Below are 18290 nucleotides of genomic sequence, written 5' to 3'. Positions count from 1 at the left end.
TTTTCAAGGAGGAGGCCGCGTCCCGGCGCGGCAAAGAGGGAGAATCTAAGCCAATGACCAGCCACAGACTGATGAAAATGGCGAGCCTGCTGCTTGTCGGCATCTCGACCCTTGCCTTGGAGGCGACCGCTTCCGAGCCGACCGTCGTGCCCCAGCAGCCGGCCTTTCCGGCCGAGGGCAAGATCACCTATGTGCCGCGCGACTCGATCGCCGAGTTCAAGGCGCTGCCGGAATACAAGGAACCGGCCTGGGTTACCGAGAAATACGTCAAGACCGGCAAGCTGCCGCCGGTCGCCGAACGGCTGCCGAAGGAGCCGATGGTCTTCAAGACCGGCAACATGCCTGATGGCGTCGGTGTCTATGGCGACACGCTGCGCCACGTCATCGGCGGTCGTCCCGAGGGCTGGAACTATTCAGCCGGCCAGAGCCAGGGGTGGGGGGGCATCGATATCGGCATGTCCGAATGCCTGACGCGTACGGCGCCGCTCTTCCAGGTGGAAGCGAAGGACGTCGAGCCTCTGCCGAACCTTGCCAAGAGCTGGGACTGGTCTTCTGACGGCCACAAGCTGACGATGCATCTGGTCGAGGGCGCCAAGTGGTCGGATGGCGACCTCTTCGATGCCGACGACGTAATGTTCTACTGGGAAGACAACGTGCTCGACCCGAGCGTGACGCCGCTGAACGGCGCGACGCCGGAGACCTTCGGCGCTGGCACGACGCTGAAGAAGATCGACCAGTATACGGTCGAGTGGACCTTCAAGGAGGCCTTCCCGCGCCAGCACCTCTATGCCATGGCCTATGGCACCTTCTGCCCCGGCCCGTCGCATATTCTCAAGGCCAAGCATCCGAAATACGCCGGTACCACCTACGACCAGTACAAGAACGCCTTCCCGCCCGAGTACATGAACATCCCGGTCATGGGTGCCTGGGTCCCTGTCGCCTATCGCCCCGACGATATCATCGTGCTGCGCCGGAACCCGTACTATTGGAAGGTCGATGAGGCCGGCAACCAGCTGCCCTACATCAACGAGCTGCACTACAAGCTCTCGACCTGGGCCGACCGCGACGTACAGGCGATTGCCGGTTCCGCCGATCTCTCGAACCTCGAGCAGCCGGAAAACTTCGTGGAGTCGCTGAAGCGCGCGGCCCAGGATACGGCCCCCGCCCGGCTTGCCTTCGGCCCCCGCCTCATCGGCTACAATCTGCACATGAACTTCTCGGCCAATGGCTGGGGTGAGCCGGACGAACGCGCCCAGGCCGTGCGTGAACTCAACCGCAACGAGGATTTCCGCAAGGCGGTGACCATGGCGGTCGACCGCAAGAAGCTCGGCGAGGCGCTCGTAAAGGGGCCCTTCACCGCGATCTATCCCGGCGGGCTTTCCTCCGGCACCAGCTTCTACGATCGGGAATCGACCGTCTACTATCCCTTCGACCTCGATGGCGCCAAGGCTCTGCTCGAAAAGGCGGGGCTGAAGGACACGGACGGCAACGGCTTCGTCAACTTCGCGGACGGCAAGGCCGGCGGCAAGGACGTGGAGATCGTGCTTCTGATCGACAACAGCTATGCGACCGACCGCAACCTGGCCGAGGGCCTTATCGGCCAGATGGAAAAGCTCGGCCTCCGGGTGGTTCTGAACTCGCTGGACGGCAAGCAGCGGGACGCGACCAATTACGCCGGCAAGTTCGACTGGATGGTTCACCGCAACGCCGCCGAATATGCCTCCGTCGTGCAGAACACGCCGCAGCTGGCGGCCGCCGGTCCGCGCACCAGCTGGCACCACCGTGCACCGGAAGGCGGTCAGCTTGACCTGATGCCCTTCGAACAGGAACTCGTCGACATCATCAACAAGTTCATCGCCACCAACGACAATGCCGAGCGCGCGAACTTGATGAAGCAGTACCAGAAGGTCGCGACGACGAACCTCGATACAGTCGGCCTTACCGAATATCCGGGCGCGTTGATCATCAACAAGCGCTTCGCCAACGTGCCGACAGGAGCGCCGATCTTCATGTTCAACTGGGCCGAGGACACGATCATGCGCGAGCGTCTCTTTGTCCCCGCCGACAAGCAGGGTGACTTCGAGCTCTTCGCCGAGCAGCTCCCGGGCAAGCCCGGCGAGAAGAGCCTGAGCAACTGATCGAAGGCCGCCCCTCCGGCCTCAAGCCGGAGGGGCGGCGCCTCATCTTAACCGACAGAAGGAAACGGCATGTTCAGGTTTCTGCTTGTCCGCATCGCCTCTGCCATTCCGGTGCTGCTTGTCTTGAGCGTGGCGACCTTCGCCATCATCCAGGCGCCGCCCGGAGACTACAGCGATTACATCCGCTCGCAGCTGATCAACCAGGGTGGCGCATCCTATGAGGAAGCCGAAGCCCAGGCGCAGGCCTATCGCAAGGAGCATGGCCTCGATAAGCCGCTGCCGGTTCAATACGTCAACTGGATGACCGGCATCCTGACGCGCGGCGATTTCGGCCACAGCCTCTACTACAACAAGCCTGTTGCCGATGTCGTCGGCGAACGCCTGCCGCGCACGCTGGCATTGGCGCTCGTCTGCCACATCCTGGCGTCCATCATCGGCATATCCTTCGGTATCATCGCCGCGACACGGCAGTATTCGTGGATCGACAGCCTGCTTTCGACGGTGGCCTTCCTCGGCATGACGGTGCCGCGCTTCCTGATGGCGCTGATCATCGTCTACATCCTCGTCTTCCATTTCAGTGTGAGCGAAATCAACAGCTTCCACTCGGCCCGTTATGGCGGTGCGCCCTGGTCCTGGGACAAATTCGTCGACCTCGTCAAACATGTCTGGCCGGTCGTGGCGATCGCCACTTTCGGCGGCCTCGCCTACAATATGCGGGTGATGCGCGGCAATCTGCTCGACACGCTGAACGCGCAATATGTCGAAACCGCCCGGGCGAAGGGCCTGAGCGAAGGCGCGGTGGTCATGCGCCATGCGGTGCCGAATGCCCTGCATCCGCTGATCATGTACCAGGGCGTTGTGCTGCCCTACATGCTGACCGGCGAGATCGAGACGGCGATCATCTTCGCGCTGCCGACCGTCGGACCGGCCATCGTCGGCTCCATGTGGGTGGGCGACGTCTATGTCACCGCCACCTTCATGCTGGTTCTGTCGGCGACCCTTATCCTCGGCAACATCATCGCCGACATGCTGTTGGCCGCACTCGATCCGCGCGTGCGTCTCGGAGGAGCCCCAGCATGACCGTCGAGATGCAAACAACCCTTCCGCTCGTCGTCGAACCCAAGAACGAGCAGCACAACGAAAGCTATCCTGCGCTCGTCTGGCGCCGGCTGAAGCGCTCCTGGACCGGCATGCTCGGCCTCGTGCTCGTTGGCCTGTTGCTCTTCATGGCGGTCTTTGCCGACTTCCTGTCGCCGGTCGATCCGAAGGCCACGGGCGTCGCCTTTGCGCCGCCGCAGGCGATCAGCTTTACCGACAAGGACGGCAACCTCGTTTTCTCGCCGCGCAGCTATCCGCTCAGCGAAGGTACGGAACTCGACCCGATCACCTTTCAGCCGATCATCGGTCCCGACTACGACAATCCGCAGATCCTTGGCTTCTTCGTCAAGGGCGCCCCCTACAGTCTCTTCGGCCTGGTCCCGGCCGAGCGCCATTTCTTTGGCGCGGTCGATGGCTCGCCGGTGCATCTGCTCGGTACCGACAAGTTTGGCCGCGACGTGCTGTCACGCATTCTCGTCGGCTCGCGCATCTCGTTGATGATCGCCCTCATCGTCGTCTCGATCGTCACCATCGTCGGCACGACCGTCGGCATGGCGTCGGGCTATTTCGGCGGCCGCTTCGACGTCTGGACTCAGCGCTTCGTCGAACTGGTACTCGCCTTCCCGCAATTGCCGCTCTACCTGGCGCTGACGTCGCTGATCCCGGTGACGGCGCCGACCAATGTCTTCCTCGCCTTCGTCATTATCGTCATGTCGGCGCTCGGCTGGGCGCAGATGTCGCGCGAGGTGCGCGGTAAGACGCTGGCGCTTGCCCGCATCGACTATGTGCGGGCGGCGATCGCCGTCGGCGCCAGCGACCGGCGCATCATCTTCCAGCACATCCTGCCGAACGTGATGAGCCATGTGATCGTCGCCGTCACGCTGTCGATCCCGCAGGTGGTGCTGCTTGAATCCTTCCTCGGGTTCCTCGGCTTTGCGGTCAAGCCGCCGCTCATTTCCTGGGGGCTGATGCTGCAGGATACCTCCACCTATTCCGTCATCGGGTCCTATCCCTGGATCCTGTCGCCCGTGGCCTTCGTGCTTGTCACAGTCTTCGCCTTCAATGCGCTTGGCGACGGCCTGCGCGACGCCATCGATCCCTATTGAGGAGGACGCATCATGACAGAGACAATCGACGTCCTCACTGCCGCGCCCTTTGAGCGCAGGGACCTTGCCGAACGCGATGGCCGGCCGGTCATCGACGCCCGCAATGTCGCGGTTCGATTCAAGGTCGAACATGGCACGGTGGAGGCGGTGAAGGATGTTTCCTTCCAGCTCTACCGCGGCGAGACCATCGCCATCGTCGGCGAGTCCGGCTCGGGCAAATCGGTTACCGCGCGCTGCGTCATGGGGCTGCTCTCCAAGCGTGCCACGATCGCCCCGCAATCGCGCATCGACTATGACGGCAAGGACGTGCTGAAATTCTCGCCGCGTGAGCGGCGTGGGTTGCGTGGCAATCGCCTTGCGATGATCTTCCAGGAGCCGATGAGTTCGCTCAATCCGGTCTACACGGTCGGCACGCAGATCATCGAGGCGATCCGGGCGCATCGCAGGATGAGCCGACGCGCCGCGACCGAGCGGGCGCTGGAGCTCCTGCGCCACGTACGGATCCCGGACCCGGAGCTCCGGATCAATCAGTATCCACACCAGCTCTCCGGCGGCCAGCGCCAGCGGGTGATGATCGCGATGGCACTCGCCAACGATCCGGATGTGCTGATCGCCGACGAGCCGACGACGGCGCTCGACGTCACCGTCCAGGCGCAGATCCTCAACCTCATCCGAGACCTGCAGCGCGAGCTCGGCATGGCGGTGATCCTGATCACCCACGACCTGACGGTGGTTCGGCAGTTCTCGGACTACGTCTACGTCATGCAGTACGGCGAGGTGAAGGAGCACAACACCACGGCCGCGCTCTTCGCCAACCCGTTGCATGCCTATACCAAACGGCTGCTCTCGTCGGAGCCGTCGGGTGCGGCTAAACCGCTACCGGACAACGCCCCGATCATGCTCGACGGGCGGGACGTGAAGGTCTCCTTCATGCTGAAGAAGGGCGGTCTTTTCCGCTCGCAGTTTTCTGAGTTGGTCGCGGTCGACAAGCTCAGCCTTAATCTGCGCAAGCACGAAACGCTGGGGCTGGTCGGCGAATCCGGATCGGGCAAGACGACCTTCGGCCAGGCGCTGATCCGCCTGCTCAACCCCGATGGCGGCGAGATCTACTTCGACGGCATTCCGATCCACGACAAGGACCGGACCCAGATGCGGCCTCTGCGCTCGCGCATCCAGATCGTCTTTCAGGACCCCTTCGCCTCGCTCAACCCGCGCATGTCGATCGGCCAGATCATCGAGGAGGGGCTGGTCGTCAACGGCATCGGTGAGAACCGCAAGGACCGGCTCGACCGGGTGGTGGATGCGCTTAACGCCGCCGGCATGCCGGGCAACATCCTGTCGCGCTTTCCGCATGAGTTCTCCGGCGGCCAGCGCCAGCGCATTGCGATCGCCCGGGCCATCGCGCTTGAGCCTGAATTCATCCTGCTCGACGAGCCGACCTCGGCGCTCGATCTTTCGGTCCAGGCCCAGATCATCGAGCTGCTGCGCAAGCTGCAGGACGAGCGGGGCCTGAGCTACCTCTTCATCTCCCATGACCTCAAGGTCGTGCGCGCCCTCTGCCACCGGGTGGTGGTGATGCAGCATGGCAGAATCGTCGAGGAGGGGCCGGTGAGCGAAATTCTGTCCAATCCCAAGACCGCCTACACCGAAAGGCTCGTGAGAGCCGCCTTCGATGTGGCAGCATGACCGCTAGAAAGCAGAGGCAATCCATGACCAGACAACCCAAGATCACCTTCATCGGCGCCGGCTCCACCGTCTTCATGAAGAACATCATCGGCGACGTACTGCAGCGTCCGGCGCTGTCGGCCGCGACGATCGCGCTGATGGACGTGAACCCCGAGCGCCTCGGCGAAAGCGAGATCGTCGCCGGCAAGCTGGTGCGCACGCTCGGCGTCAAGGCTAATATCGAGACCCATTCCAACCAGAAAAAGGCGCTGGAGGGTGCGGACTTCGTCGTCGTCGCCTTCCAGATCGGCGGCTTTGAACCCTGCACGGTCACCGATTTCGAGGTGCCGAAGAAGTACGGCCTGCGCCAGACCATTGCCGATACGCTCGGCGTCGGTGGCATCATGCGCGGCCTTCGCACCGTACCGCATCTCTGGAAGATCTGCGAGGACATGCTGCAGGTCTGCCCGAACGCGATCCTGCTGCAATACGTCAACCCGATGGCGATCAACACCTGGGCGATCTCCGAGAAGTTTCCGACGATCCGTCAGGTCGGCCTTTGCCATTCTGTCCAGGGCACGGCCTACGAGCTTTCACGCGATCTCGACATCCCGGTTTCGGAGATCCGCTACCGCGCCGCCGGCATCAACCACATGGCCTTCTTCCTCAAGTTCGAACACAAACAGGCCGACGGCAGCTTCCGCGATCTCTATCCGGATCTGGTGCGCGGCTACCGCGAAGGCCGCTCCCCCAAGCCCAGCCACTGGAACCCGCGCTGCCCCAACAAGGTGCGCTACGAGATGCTGACGCGGCTCGGCTATTTCGTCACCGAAAGCTCCGAGCACTTCGCCGAGTACACGCCCTATTTCATCAAGGACGGCCGTCCCGACCTGATCGAGAAGTTCGGCATCCCGCTCGACGAGTACCCGAAGCGCTGCGTCGAGCAGATCGAACGCTGGAAGGGGCAGGCGGCGGCCTTCAAGGAAGCCGAGACGATCGAAGTGGCCGAGAGCCACGAATACGCGTCTTCGATCATGAACTCGGTCTGGACCGGCGAACCCTCCGTCATCTACGGCAACCTCAGGAACAACGGCTGCATCACCTCGCTGCCGGAAAACTGCGCCGCTGAAGTTCCCTGCCTGGTCGATGCCTCGGGTATCCAGCCGACCTTCATCGGCGATCTGCCGCCGCAGCTGACGGCGCTGATCCGCACCAACATCAACGTGCAGGAGCTGACGGTTCAGGCGCTCATGACCGAGAACCGCGAGCATCTCTACCACGCCGCAATGATGGATCCGCACACGGCGGCCGAACTCGATCTCGACCAGATCTGGTCGCTCGTCGACGACCTGCTCGTCGCGCATCGCGACTGGATCCCGGAATGGGCGCGCGTGTCGAAAAAGGTCCAGGCAGCCTGACTTTTTCTCCCGGTCAGGCCGCGTCGAGCCCCGGAACCGCATGTCGTCTTTCCCCCATGTCCTAGCCGATTTACGGGGCAAGACCGACAGCGCCGGTTCCGGGGCTTGTTCTTCTCAAGCTGTCACGGCTGCCGCCAGCGGCAGCACGATCCGCATGCAGGCGCCGCCGGACGCCGAGCGGGAGACGTCGACGTAGCCGCCATGCAGGTGCACGATCTTCTGCACGAGGTTGAGGCCGAGGCCCGCGCCCTTGCCGTCCTTGCGCAGCCGCTGAAACGGCTCGAAGATCCGGTCGGTTTCGCTGCGCGGAATGCCGTCGCCGTCGTCGCAGACATCGATCACGCCCTGAGGATCGACCTTGACCGTGATTGTGCCGCGCCTTCCGCCGTGGTCGATGGCGTTCTGCACGAGATTGGTGAGCGCTCGCTCCAGCGACGCCTCGTCTCCCGCCACCATGACAGGGCGTTGATCGGCCTCGAATGTCATCTCGTAACCTGCCCCGAAGCCAAGTGGCGCGAGCGCGACGATCACCCGCTCGGCAAGCGCTGCGAGATCGATGGGCCTGAACTCATCGTTCTCGGCGTCGAGACGTTCGAGATCGAGAAGCTGGCCCGCCAGAATGGAAAGGCGCGTCACGTCCTCGTTGAGGCGGGTCTTGTCCGGTCCCGGCGGCAGCGAGGCGATGCGAGCGCCGAGAATGGCAACCGGCGTGCGCAACTCATGCGCCGCCTGGGCCAGGAAGCGCTTGTGTCTCGTATAGCCGTCATCGAGCCTTGTCAGCGCATCGTTGACGGCCGTCACCAGCGGCAGAAACTCATTGGGAACACCCGTCACCGGCATCTGGATGCCGCGCTGGTCATATTCGATGTGGGCGGCATGCGAGGCCGCGTGCGACAGGCCCGAGAGCATCCTTCGAACGACGATCGGGGTGACGGCCACGGTCGCAAAGGCGAGCAGTAGCAGCATCGGCACGAAGATGCTGAGGAAGGCGCCGGTGGTGCTGAGCAGCAGGCGGCCGAGCGTCAATTGTCCCTCCGTGCCGCTGAAGATCTGGACCATGCCGGCCGGCGACTCGAGCCATTTGACGACCGCTTCCGGACGGGCGTTCTTGTCGGGCGAAAGCCGGAAGCGGGCGTCGTTCATGCGCTCGAGCCCGGCGACCGCAAAGGCGAATTCTTCCGGCACCGTGCCCTCCGAGAGGCTGTGCCCTTGTCTGTCGCGAACGATGAACCAGATCTTTCCCGCCTGTTGGCGCAGCCGCTGCAGCTCTGGCGTTTCCTGAAGTTCGAGCCCGCCATCGGCTTTGCGGGTGATCGCGTCCTTCAAGACGTCAACATTGCCGTTCTCGTAGCCGTCGATGAGATAGCCGGTCACCCAGAGCAGGCCGACCGCAATGGCGATGACGACAAGGGTCGCTACCGTTTCGAACAGCACGAGCCAGCCGACGAGCCGCCATTTGAAGGAATGGGAAGCGCGGCCGCTCATTGGTCTTCTCTGAGAAGATAGCCGACGCCGCGGATGCCGTTGATGGTCACGCCCGCGTCTGCGTCCGCCAGCTTGCGGCGCACGCGCGAGATATGGGTGTCGAGCGCATTGGACTGGATCTCGTCGTCGAGCCCGAACACGGCTTCCATAAGGGCGGCACGCAGCACCATGCGTCCCATGCGACGGGTCAGCGTTTCAAGCACCAGAAGCTCGCGCCGCGGCATCTTCAGCGGCGTGCCGGCCACACTCGCCTCGCAATGGGCGAGATCGAAGGAGAGCCGACCGACGGTGACGACATCGGATTGCACCGGAACCGGGCGACGAGCAAGCGCGCGCAGCCGCGCCAGCAGTTCCTCGAAGGCGAAGGGCTTGCCGATATAGTCGTCGGCGCCGCCATCGAGCCCCGCCACCCGGTCGGCGAGGTCGTCGAGCGCCGTCAGCATCAGCACCGGCACGGTGTTGCCGCGCGCCCGTATCACTGGGATGAGCGAGAGCCCGTCGCCATCGGGCAGCTTGCGATCGAGCACGACCACGTCATAGACGGCGTCGTTGAGGATCAGCGCGGCCTCAGCGAGATCGCGCGCATGATCGGCGATCATCCGGTGATGGCTCAACGCGGCCTTGAGCGCCCCCGCGAACTCCTTCTCATCTTCGACCAGCAAGACCCGCATGAATGCGCTTTACCCCGTGCAACGTGCCTACGCGCGCGATCCTAGTGCCGCTTCATTGAGGGAACCTGTCATCCCGCCGCAAGGTAATCCCGATCTTTGTCGCCGCACAATCATTCGTTGCGGGCGCCCTGCATGACATGCTGTCTCAATCTTGATCCTTAGGCTGTGCAGCAGTGAAACCTCAAGACCGGGGTTCGCGGGCAAAGCCAACCCGGATCACGGCGCATGACATTCAGCAAACGGACGTCGCCTACACTCAGACAACGCAGGGAAAGGCCGGCTGGCTGGCGTGCAGCGCATCCGGTTGCACTTGCGCGCGCAGGTCGTTTCCTGCGTCACGGTACCTTGGCGCTCGCTTTTGCCACCGCCGGCTGCGCCGGCCCGGACGTGATGCCCACCAACAGACGACTTGAACTGACGACGGGTGCCGTGCCGCTTGCGCAGTCGACGTTTGATGTGAGCGACACCGGCATCATCCTTGCCTTTTCCGGTGGCGGCGCCCGCTCCGCTGCCTTCGGCTACGGCGTCCTGTCGGCGTTGGCCAAGGCGCCGTCCCCGGGCGGGCGAGGGCGCCGGCTTGCCGACGATGTCGCGGTTGTTGCCGGCGTCTCCGGAGGTGCTGTGCTCGCCTCCTATTTTGCCTTGAACGGCCGCGCGGGCCTTGAGGATTTCCGCAAGCGGTTTCTCGGACGCGATGTCGAGGCCTCGCTCAGGACGTCGTTTTCACCGCCCAATATCCTGCGCGGCTATCGCGGCGGGGTGAACGATCTCTCCGGTTTTCCGGCCTGGCTCGACGCCAACCTGTTTAACGGCGCAACGCTCGGCAACATCTCGCGCTCCGGCCATCCGCGCCTGGTGATCCACGCGACCGATCTCTATAACCGCGCACCGTTCATCTTCGACCGTGCCTCGTTCACCGCCATCTGCAGCAGCTACGACGACTATCCGCTCGCCTATGCGGTTGCGGCCTCGGCCGCCGTCCCGGTCGTTTTCGCGCCGCTGACCTTGCAGAACTTCCGAAGCGGTTGCGAGGCGTTGCCGGAAGCGAAAACACAGAAGACAGGGGTTCGCGCGCCGGGCTCGCTCGTTGCGCGCGAATACGCTGGCTCCCTCAGGCGCTATGAAACGGCAAGGGATCTCAACTATCTGAAGCTCTACGATGGCGGCCTGGTCGATGGCGTCGGAACGCAAAGCCTGCTGCACGTGATGGGCCGGGGTGCACCGGAACCCATCCCAGCGGAGCGCGCCTTCCGTCTCAGGCATTTGGTTGTCATCGTCGTCGATGCCTCCACGCGGATCGGCGGGGACATCTCGAAGACAGTCGACGGCCCCAAGGCTCCCGATGCGATCGTCGCCGCCATCGACGCGATGATCAATATTCCCAATCTTCAGAGCTTCGATGCGCTGCGCGATCATCTGCCGGCCTGGCGGGAAAGCTTCGTGACTTGGCGGTGCGGCAGCAGCGGTGCCAAGCGTGGCTGCGGCGATCTCGATGTCGATATCATCCGGCTGGCGCTGTCGGATGTATCCGACCCGGTGCTGGCGCGGCGGATCCTCGGGCTGCACAATCGGCTGAGCCTCAACGAAAAGGACGTCGATTTTCTTGCGGATCTCGGCCAGCGCCTGTTGCGCGACCATGCCGGCTATCGGCGGTTCCTCGACCGCGTCAACCATGGCGGGCCGAACCTGGCCCGCGCGGGTTGAGAGATTGCAGACTGAGAAGGCAGGTTAGCGAGAGCCTGCCGGCTCAGTTCGCCCGTGCCTCCAGCCAGTCGTGCCACTGGTCCTCGCTGCCGTGGAAGACGTTGAGGTCGATCTTGCCATCGACGCCTTGAGAAAGGCCAGAACCGGAATACTGCCAGAACAGCCACTTGCGGTTCGGGTAGACGATCGACGGGTGCTGGGCGACGGCACGCAGCCAGAACGGATAGTTCTTGAAAGCGCCCTGCAGGTTGTCGGCGTAGAAGTCCGGCGCCGTGTAGATGATAGGACGCTGGCCGTAATGGGCCTCGAGCTTGTCCATGAACACCTGCATCTTTTCGCGCACGCGCTCGGGCGACAGGCGACGCTTGCAGCTCGATTCGCCGTTATATTCGACGTCGATGACAGGCGGCAGCGCGCCCGGTTCACGCGGAACGTTGCGGATGAACCAGTCGGCCTGTTCGCCGGCCGTGCGGCACCAGTAGAAGAAGTGATAGGCGCCGCGGCGGATGCCGGCCGCCTTGGCAGCGCGCCAGTTCTTCTTGAACATCGGGTCGAGGTGGTCGCCGCCATCGGTCGCCTTGATGAAGGCGAAGTTCGCCCCTTGTGTACGCAGCCGAGCCCAGTCGATGTCAGCCTGCCAGCGCGAGACGTCGACGCCATGCACGGCCATCTTGCGCGGATTTTTGGCGCGGCCGAAGTTGATCGGCTTGGCGTCACGGAAACGATGACCGTAGATCCGCGAGCGGCCCTGTGGCATCGCCTGGGTCACCGGATTTTCCGGCGCGACGAAAGCGACCGGCCGCGCGTCCGGAACAGGCGCGGCGAGCGTCGTCGTGGTGTTTGCCGCGGGTGCAAAGGCTTCCGGCTCCGGGACCGGTCCGGCCCAGGCGAGCATTTCTTGGGGCGGTGCTGATTGAACGTTCTGCGGCGGCGTCATCTGCGCGACCCGCGCGCCGACATTGGCGGCGGGCACCGGTGCGGCCGACATCGCGACCGAACTCGTGGTTTCGCGCGAGGGCGGCGCGATGGTGTCCAGGCTCGAACTGGAGGAGCAGCCCGAAATGAGGCCGGCAAAAAGGATTGCGGTCGCAGCTGAAAGACGCATGGGCACCCGTACGCAAAACAAGGTCGACGGCGATCGCCGGCCGACAGGTGTGAAATAGCTAACGGAAGCTTACCCAAAAAGTTTGAATCCAATCTTACCAAGCGAACCCAATTTCACGCACTGGAGGTTGCATCGGGCCGGGCACTTTGACGCAGGCGTGGTGGCGCTGTCAGCTGGACGAATGTTCGATGCCGGTGCCTGTCCGTTGCCGGCGGCTGGTGCGGAATTCGAGGTTGCGGGCGATGGTGTCGTCGAGCGCGCCGGACGCGTCGGTGATCATCGTCGGCGCAAAATGCGAACGGAAACCCTCGCCGACCCGGAAGGCTGGTGTGTAGAGCGGGCCGAGCGGCTGTGTCGTCGTCACATAGGTGAGATTTTCGTCGCTTCCCGAGCGCGTTGGCAGGCCGTGGCGATGCAGGACCGAAGGAAGCGCGAGGCGCAGGCTGTTGGCCAGCAGGTGGATCATCTGCCGCCCTGAAAGCGAGTGGCGGTAGTTGCGGTAGAACCCCAGGCAATGGCGCAGGATACGGGCGCGGTTGCCGTCGAGGCGCGACAGCTTGCGGGCAAAGAGGGCCACGTCCTCAAGACCATCGAGCGGACGGGTCATCAGGGTGAAGCCATCCATGTCGCGCAGCTTGGCCGAGGGCAGGAAGCGTTCGTCGGCGACGCACTCGTCGAAGAGCGGCGTGCCGAGCAGCGGGATCGTCAGGCTCAGGAACGCCGGCAGAGGCATCGTGGTTTCGCCGGTGATGAAGGCGAGCTCCTCCTGCATAGCCTCGATCGTCTGCGACGACGGATCGAACATCAAGCCATACTGGAAGGCGACGCCGGCGTTGAGGCAGGTCTGGATCGCCTCCAGTTGCGGCACCACCAGGTTCTGCTTTTTCTGGTAGCGTTTCAGTTGCGCTTCGTTCAGCGTTTCGACGCCGCTGAAAAGGCCGAGACAGCCGGCCGCCCGCACGGCTTCCAGATTGGCGGGATCGCGGAAGAAGTCGCCGGTGACGAGCGCAATCCAGCCCTGAAACAGCCCCTCCCGCCACAGCGATCGGATCACTTCGAGCTTGTCATAGAAGACGTCCTTGCTGTTGCCGTAGAAGTTGTTGTCGATGAACAGCACGTATTTCTTCGGCGGGGCGTTGCGCAGCTGCGCCTCGATATAGGCGGGGTCGTAGCTGTGATAGCGTCTGCCTTCGGCGGTTAGCGCACAGAAGCTACACTTGAAATTGCAGTAGCGGCTCGTCTCGATGTAGCTGACCGGACCGCGCCAATTGGCAAGGTCGAAGCGCGGCAGGATCGTCTCGGAGACGGCCCATTCGCCAAACACCTCCCTGATGACCGCCTGCATCTCCTCGACGTCACCGTCGCAGGCGTAGTCGAAGGTTTCGGCGCTCGAAACCGGCAGATTGCGCACGACCGGCCCGCCGGCGACGACGACGCAACCGGGCGACTTGGTGCGGGCATAGGCCGTCAGGTGCTGCATGCGGTCGAAGGCTGCGGTCACGCCCGTCAACACCAGCATGTCGAGGTCGGCAAAGGCTGCCTCGTCGACGAGCGGTCCGTCATGGAATTCGCTGTAGGCGCGAAGGTCCACGCGGTCGCGGGCAAAGGCGCCCGCCAGGAACAGGTGGCCGGTTCCCTGGGGGATGAAGTCGGGGCGGCCCCTGGGGTTCCGGGTTTCGTCGAAATGGGCTAGCACGATCAGGATGCGGGGAGGACTGGGACGGTTCATGCGCGGCTCCCCTGAGATCTGGCAAACTGGACATGCGGCGCCTGGTCGGTTTGGCCAAGCGGAAGAACCTCGCACCACGTGGCCCGGCGCAGCGAAAACATCGTCTCGAACGCCTGGCGCGCTTCGGCGTCTCTCGGTCCGGCGGCATGCTGCAGGGCGGCAAGCGCGACGGCCGGCATCTCCAGCCGGATCGCCTCCGCGAGGGCATACTGGGTGACGCGCTCGGCGCGGCGTTGTTGGCCGCGGCGCAGATGTAGGGTCGCTTCGCCGAGCGCTGCCACCGGTCGGCCGATCGGGTAAACCCGCGCAAAGCGCTCGAGTTTTCTAAGAACGAGCTGTGCGGCCAGCAGGTCGCCTCCGTCAGGGTCGCTGGCGACATCGAAGAGACGAGCGAGCGCCGGTAGCGTTCGCGTCTTCATCGCCGGGTTGAGCGTCTCGCACCAGGAAAGCGCGCGCTCGAGCCAGCTTGCGGCCTCCGTGCTGTTGCCCCGTCGCCGGGCGGCCTCGCTCAGAAGCGATGCGCCTTCGATCGAATGGACGAGTTCCAGCCCGTCACCCTTTTCGCGAAGGATTTGTTCGAGTTCGTCGAGGTCGGTGTCGATCGCGTTCCAGCGGCCAAGTGCTGCGTGGCCCCTGAGACGGCCGAGCAGGCCGCAGCCGAGCACCTGTATGTCCCCGCGCCGGCGCCCTTCCTCGCAGATCCGCTGCACGAGGATCTCCCAGGGCGCGATGCCCTCGAAGGCGGAGGTCAAAAGCCAAGGGCCGGAAATCGTCTCCAGCCCGACCGCCACTTCGCACCAGCGCCTCAGGTCGCCGACCGTCGCCGCATTGTTCAGGCCGGCCTCGAACGCCCGCTTGCCCGCGTGCCAATGACCGATGCCGATCTGGTACATGCCCGACAGTAAGTCGACCCGCACGCGCGTTCCCAACTGGTCGACGCGTTCGGAAAGTGCTGCCGCCAGCCGACTGTAGTGTTCGGCCTGGCTGTGCAGCGGGATCACGCCGCATATGGCGCCGAGGCTGGCATAATTGGCGGCGGTCGTCGGGGAGACGTATTTGTTTCTTTCGGCAAGGTTCGTCGCCCTCAGCGTCGCATGGATCAGCCGCAGCTTCTCGCTGGTGAAGTAATAGATCCGCGTCAGGTCCTCATGCGCCTTCGCCGCAAGCAGGAAGGGATCGGACGGCGATCGCGAGATTTCGCGCTTCAGGATCCAGTCCGCGTCGCGGTGGAGGGTGCGCCGCCACACCTGTTCGGCGAGATCGAGTACGAGATGCAGCGCGAGGCCGGCAGAGGTGCGCGGCAGCGGCAGGCCGGAAAGCCGCAGGCCTTCCTCATAGGCATGGCGGGCCGCTTCGGCGCGGCCAAGATTGAGGCTGGCTTCGCCGAGCAGGAAGCAGGCGGCCGCCCGTCTTGCCGGTAGAATGGTGATCGAAAGGTCGCGCGCTGTCTTGAAGAAGCGCTCGATCAGATCGACGACGGCGGCGTTGTCGAACTGGCGCAGCCGCAGTTCGGCAACGCGGTCCAGATAGTTGAAGGCCTGCGCGGCGTCGCCTGCGCGCTCCCAGTGGCTGAGCACGCGCGGCAGGTTTTCCGCATTGTCCGGCTGCCCGCCTTCCTCCATCGCCTTGGCGATCGCGCGATGCGCTTCATGGCGCTGTTCCGACAGCAGGCTTTCGTAGATCGCCTGGCGGATGACGGCATGGCTGAACATGAACCGGCCCGGGCGGTCGTCGGCGGGCTTGATCAGATGCGCCGCCTGCAGCCGCTCGATGCTCGCCTCGATGTCCAGTGCCGTCTTCCTGATCGGCGGCAGAGCGCCAAGCTCGGCAAGCGAGAAGGTCGCGCCCATGGCGCTTGCGATCTTCAGGAGAACCTGCAGCTCTGCCGGAAGCTGGTCGGTGCGGGCAATCACGGTAACCTTGGCGGTGTTGAGCAGGGTCGCATCGTTCGAGCGGGGCTCGGAGAGCAGCGAGACGGCTGCGGCAGGCTCGGCCGCCTTGGGCAGCCGGCGCTCGCCGATCATCCGGCAGATTTCGCAAATCAGCAGCGGGTTTCCGGCCGACTGCGCATAGACCGCCTCGCCGAAGCCGTCGGCGGGGGAGTTGCTGCCGATCGATGCGCGAACGAGCGCGATCGTGCCCTCGAAGTCGAGCGGCAAAAGATCGAGCGTCTGGGCGCCGTTGTGGTGCAGGCCGGTCCACCGGGTCAGGTCTTCCTGTGTGCGGGTCGTCCGGGTCGATACGACCACCGGCACGGGTGCCGCCCCTGAAACCAGCCGCCCGAGCAGCTGGCCGGACGCCTCGTCGAGCCAGTGCACATCTTCGAGCACGACGAAGCCCTGTCCCCCGGCGAGACTGTCGGCCATGAGCTCGCTCAGCAGCTCGCGCAGCCGATGGGAGCGCCCGTCGCCGGACATGGCCCGGGTCTCCGGCGTGTCCGGCAAAGTGAGGTTGATGGCATCGTTGAGCAGCGGCGCGAGGGAAGCAAGCTCCGGTCTCTCCGCAAAGAAGAGCGCCACCTGGTCCGTGGCCTCGGCGCCGCGCAGATCGCCGATACCGAGCAGGTCGCGGATAACCCCACGCCAGGCGAAATAGGGGACGTCGCTTTCGATGTCGTCGGCATTGCCGACGAGCACGCGGTTGCCGCGGTCGCGACAGCGCTCGACGAAGGCGCGCAGAAGGGCCGACTTCCCGACGCCGGAATCGCCCTTGACGATCATGATGCCGGACTGCCCCCTGGGCGCGCTTTCGAGATAGGCGGAAAGGGCCGTCATTTCGGCCGCACGGTTGAGGAGTGCCGGTGACTTGGTGTCGATCGTTGCGACCGTCTCGGCAATCGGCGCGAAGGCAGACACGCCGCCGCGCACGCCCGGTATGGCCAGCGACCACGGTCCGGAGAAGGCGATCTGGCTGGCCGTCTCCTTTGCCGTCGCCTGGTCGACAAGGATGCGCCCGGCGGCAACGCTTGCCAGGCGCGCGGCCATGTTCACGGCGGCGCCGACCACCGTGTAGTCCGCGCGGTGGCTGGCGCCGAGCGCGCCGCAAAAGCTTTCGCCGGTGGAGATGCCGGCCGAAAGGCCGATATCGGGATCGTCGAGCTCGCCTGAAAGACGCAACGCCGCAACGATCGCGCGGCGCGCATTGTCGGCATGTTTGGGGCCGGGCAGACCGAAGACCGCGAAGATCTCGAGACTGTTCGCGTGAAGGGCTGTGTGGAGGATTTCCCCGCCGGTGCGCCCGACAACGGCGATCGACCGCGCAACGAGCTGGTTCAGCCGATCGAGATCTTTCTCGAGGTCCGGGCCAACGATATGCACGAACAGGGCCGTAATGGTTCTCAGGTCCGCCAGCCACTCCGAAAGCGGCGATAGAAGCCGACCGCGCAGCGAAAGCGGCAGGTAGGCTTCAAGCCGCTTGCTGGCGAAGCCCGAAAGGGGGTGGGGCTGCCCGGTTGCGGTCGAATAGGGATCGATGCGTTCGAGGCGGGCGGTGCCCTCCCGGCCGGGCCGGCCGGTTGCCCGCTTGCCGATCAGCTGCCACACGGCGTCGGAGACGAGAATTTCGCCGGCATCGCTCAAAAGGCCGCAATGGTCCGCCTGCGCCAGGCAGTCGCCGCCGACGATCAGCCAGCGCTGGTCGATGCGGGGAACGAGGTGCAGCAGGGTGATGGTGCCGACGCCGACGGCGATGCGCAGCTGCAGCGCGTCCTCCGGCCCGCCCGGGCCGCCGATCTCTTCACGGATGCGGCCGGCACAATAGCAGCTGCGCCAGGCGGCCTGCTCCAGCTCGCTGTCGGAGGCAGCCTGCCAGCCGGCAAGCAGGCTGTCGCCGGCAAAGCTCAACACGGTGCCACCATGTTCCTCGATATGCCGGACGAGCGGCCCCATGTAGCCGTTGAGCAGCCGGCTCACCCGTTCGGCGCCGGCGGCGCGGTCGCTTTCGGACCATTTGGCGGTCAGGCGGGTAAAACCGGAGATGTCGGCGAACAGCAAGGCGCCGGGAAAGTCCTCGCGCGTCGGGCCAGCCGAATCCGTCGCCGCCGGGGCAGACCATCGAACCAGGGCTCCCGACAGGTAACGTTGGAATTCATTCTTGCCGGCGCCACCTACCACGCAAAATTCTCCCCAAGATTTTAGAGTAACATGCCTCCTTTCGCACTTAAAGGCCGCCC

General features: G+C 64.5%; 11 protein-coding genes. 6 read left to right on the top strand and 5 right to left on the bottom strand.

Going from position 1 to position 18290, the window contains the following annotated elements; translation table 11 throughout:
* Positions 1-53 precede the first annotated feature (53 nt).
* From BLU15_RS16165 to BLU15_RS16145, 5 genes are all read left to right on the top strand, one after another.
* Positions 54-2138 (top strand): ABC transporter substrate-binding protein, encoded by a 2085-nt coding sequence (locus BLU15_RS16165; RefSeq protein WP_034798435.1) that lies wholly within the window; start codon positions 54-56, stop codon positions 2136-2138.
* A gap of 69 nt (positions 2139-2207) precedes the next feature.
* Positions 2208-3218 (top strand): ABC transporter permease, encoded by a 1011-nt coding sequence (locus tag BLU15_RS16160; protein ID WP_034798437.1) that lies wholly within the window; start codon positions 2208-2210, stop codon positions 3216-3218.
* Positions 3215-4342, top strand: a complete 1128-nt coding sequence (locus tag BLU15_RS16155; protein ID WP_034798439.1) for an ABC transporter permease — start codon at positions 3215-3217, stop codon at positions 4340-4342. Before BLU15_RS16160 ends, BLU15_RS16155 begins: the two co-directional genes overlap by 4 nt.
* A 12-nt stretch (positions 4343-4354) precedes the next feature.
* Positions 4355-6028 (top strand): ABC transporter ATP-binding protein, encoded by a 1674-nt coding sequence (locus BLU15_RS16150; protein ID WP_034798441.1) that lies wholly within the window; start codon positions 4355-4357, stop codon positions 6026-6028.
* Between the two features lie 23 nt (positions 6029-6051).
* Entirely contained in the window at positions 6052-7425 is a 1374-nt protein-coding gene (locus BLU15_RS16145) for an alpha-glucosidase/alpha-galactosidase (RefSeq protein WP_090296491.1), read from the top strand.
* A 114-nt stretch (positions 7426-7539) separates the two neighbouring features.
* Here the strand turns inward: BLU15_RS16145 and BLU15_RS16140 are convergent, their stop codons facing one another.
* Both BLU15_RS16140 and BLU15_RS16135 read right to left on the bottom strand, forming a co-directional pair.
* Entirely contained in the window at positions 7540-8910 is a 1371-nt protein-coding gene (locus BLU15_RS16140) for a sensor histidine kinase (RefSeq protein ID WP_090296488.1), read from the bottom strand.
* Complete coding sequence (locus BLU15_RS16135; protein WP_090296486.1) at positions 8907-9581, bottom strand: response regulator transcription factor; 675 nt, start codon at positions 9579-9581, stop codon at positions 8907-8909. Before BLU15_RS16135 ends, BLU15_RS16140 begins: the two co-directional genes overlap by 4 nt.
* A 225-nt stretch (positions 9582-9806) precedes the next feature.
* Here BLU15_RS16135 and BLU15_RS16130 point away from each other — a divergent pair, with 225 nt between their 5' ends.
* Positions 9807-11285 carry a patatin-like phospholipase family protein gene (locus tag BLU15_RS16130; RefSeq protein ID WP_090296483.1) on the top strand — a complete coding sequence of 493 codons (1479 nt, stop codon included), beginning with the start codon at positions 9807-9809 and terminating at the stop codon, positions 11283-11285.
* Positions 11286-11328: 43 nt separating this feature from the next.
* Here BLU15_RS16130 and BLU15_RS16125 read toward each other — a convergent pair whose 3' ends face one another.
* From BLU15_RS16125 to BLU15_RS16115, 3 genes are all read right to left on the bottom strand, one after another.
* The gene (locus BLU15_RS16125; RefSeq protein WP_034798446.1) at positions 11329-12390 is read right to left on the bottom strand and encodes a glycoside hydrolase family 25 protein; all 1062 of its coding nucleotides are present in this window, start codon (positions 12388-12390) and stop codon (positions 11329-11331) included.
* A 169-nt stretch (positions 12391-12559) separates the two neighbouring features.
* The gene (locus BLU15_RS16120; RefSeq protein WP_090296481.1) at positions 12560-14119 is read right to left on the bottom strand and encodes a B12-binding domain-containing radical SAM protein; all 1560 of its coding nucleotides are present in this window, start codon (positions 14117-14119) and stop codon (positions 12560-12562) included.
* Complete coding sequence (locus BLU15_RS16115) at positions 14116-18231, bottom strand: AAA family ATPase (RefSeq protein ID WP_176960297.1); 4116 nt, start codon at positions 18229-18231, stop codon at positions 14116-14118. The genes BLU15_RS16120 and BLU15_RS16115 overlap by 4 nt, the downstream gene beginning before the upstream one ends.
* Positions 18232-18290 lie beyond the last annotated feature (59 nt).

Source organism: Ensifer sp. YR511, from assembly GCF_900103045.1.
GTDB classification, from domain to species: Bacteria; Pseudomonadota; Alphaproteobacteria; order Rhizobiales; family Rhizobiaceae; genus Ensifer; species Ensifer adhaerens.
Note: the sequence above shows the minus strand (reverse complement) of the source record. Positions and strands in the feature narration are given on the sequence as shown.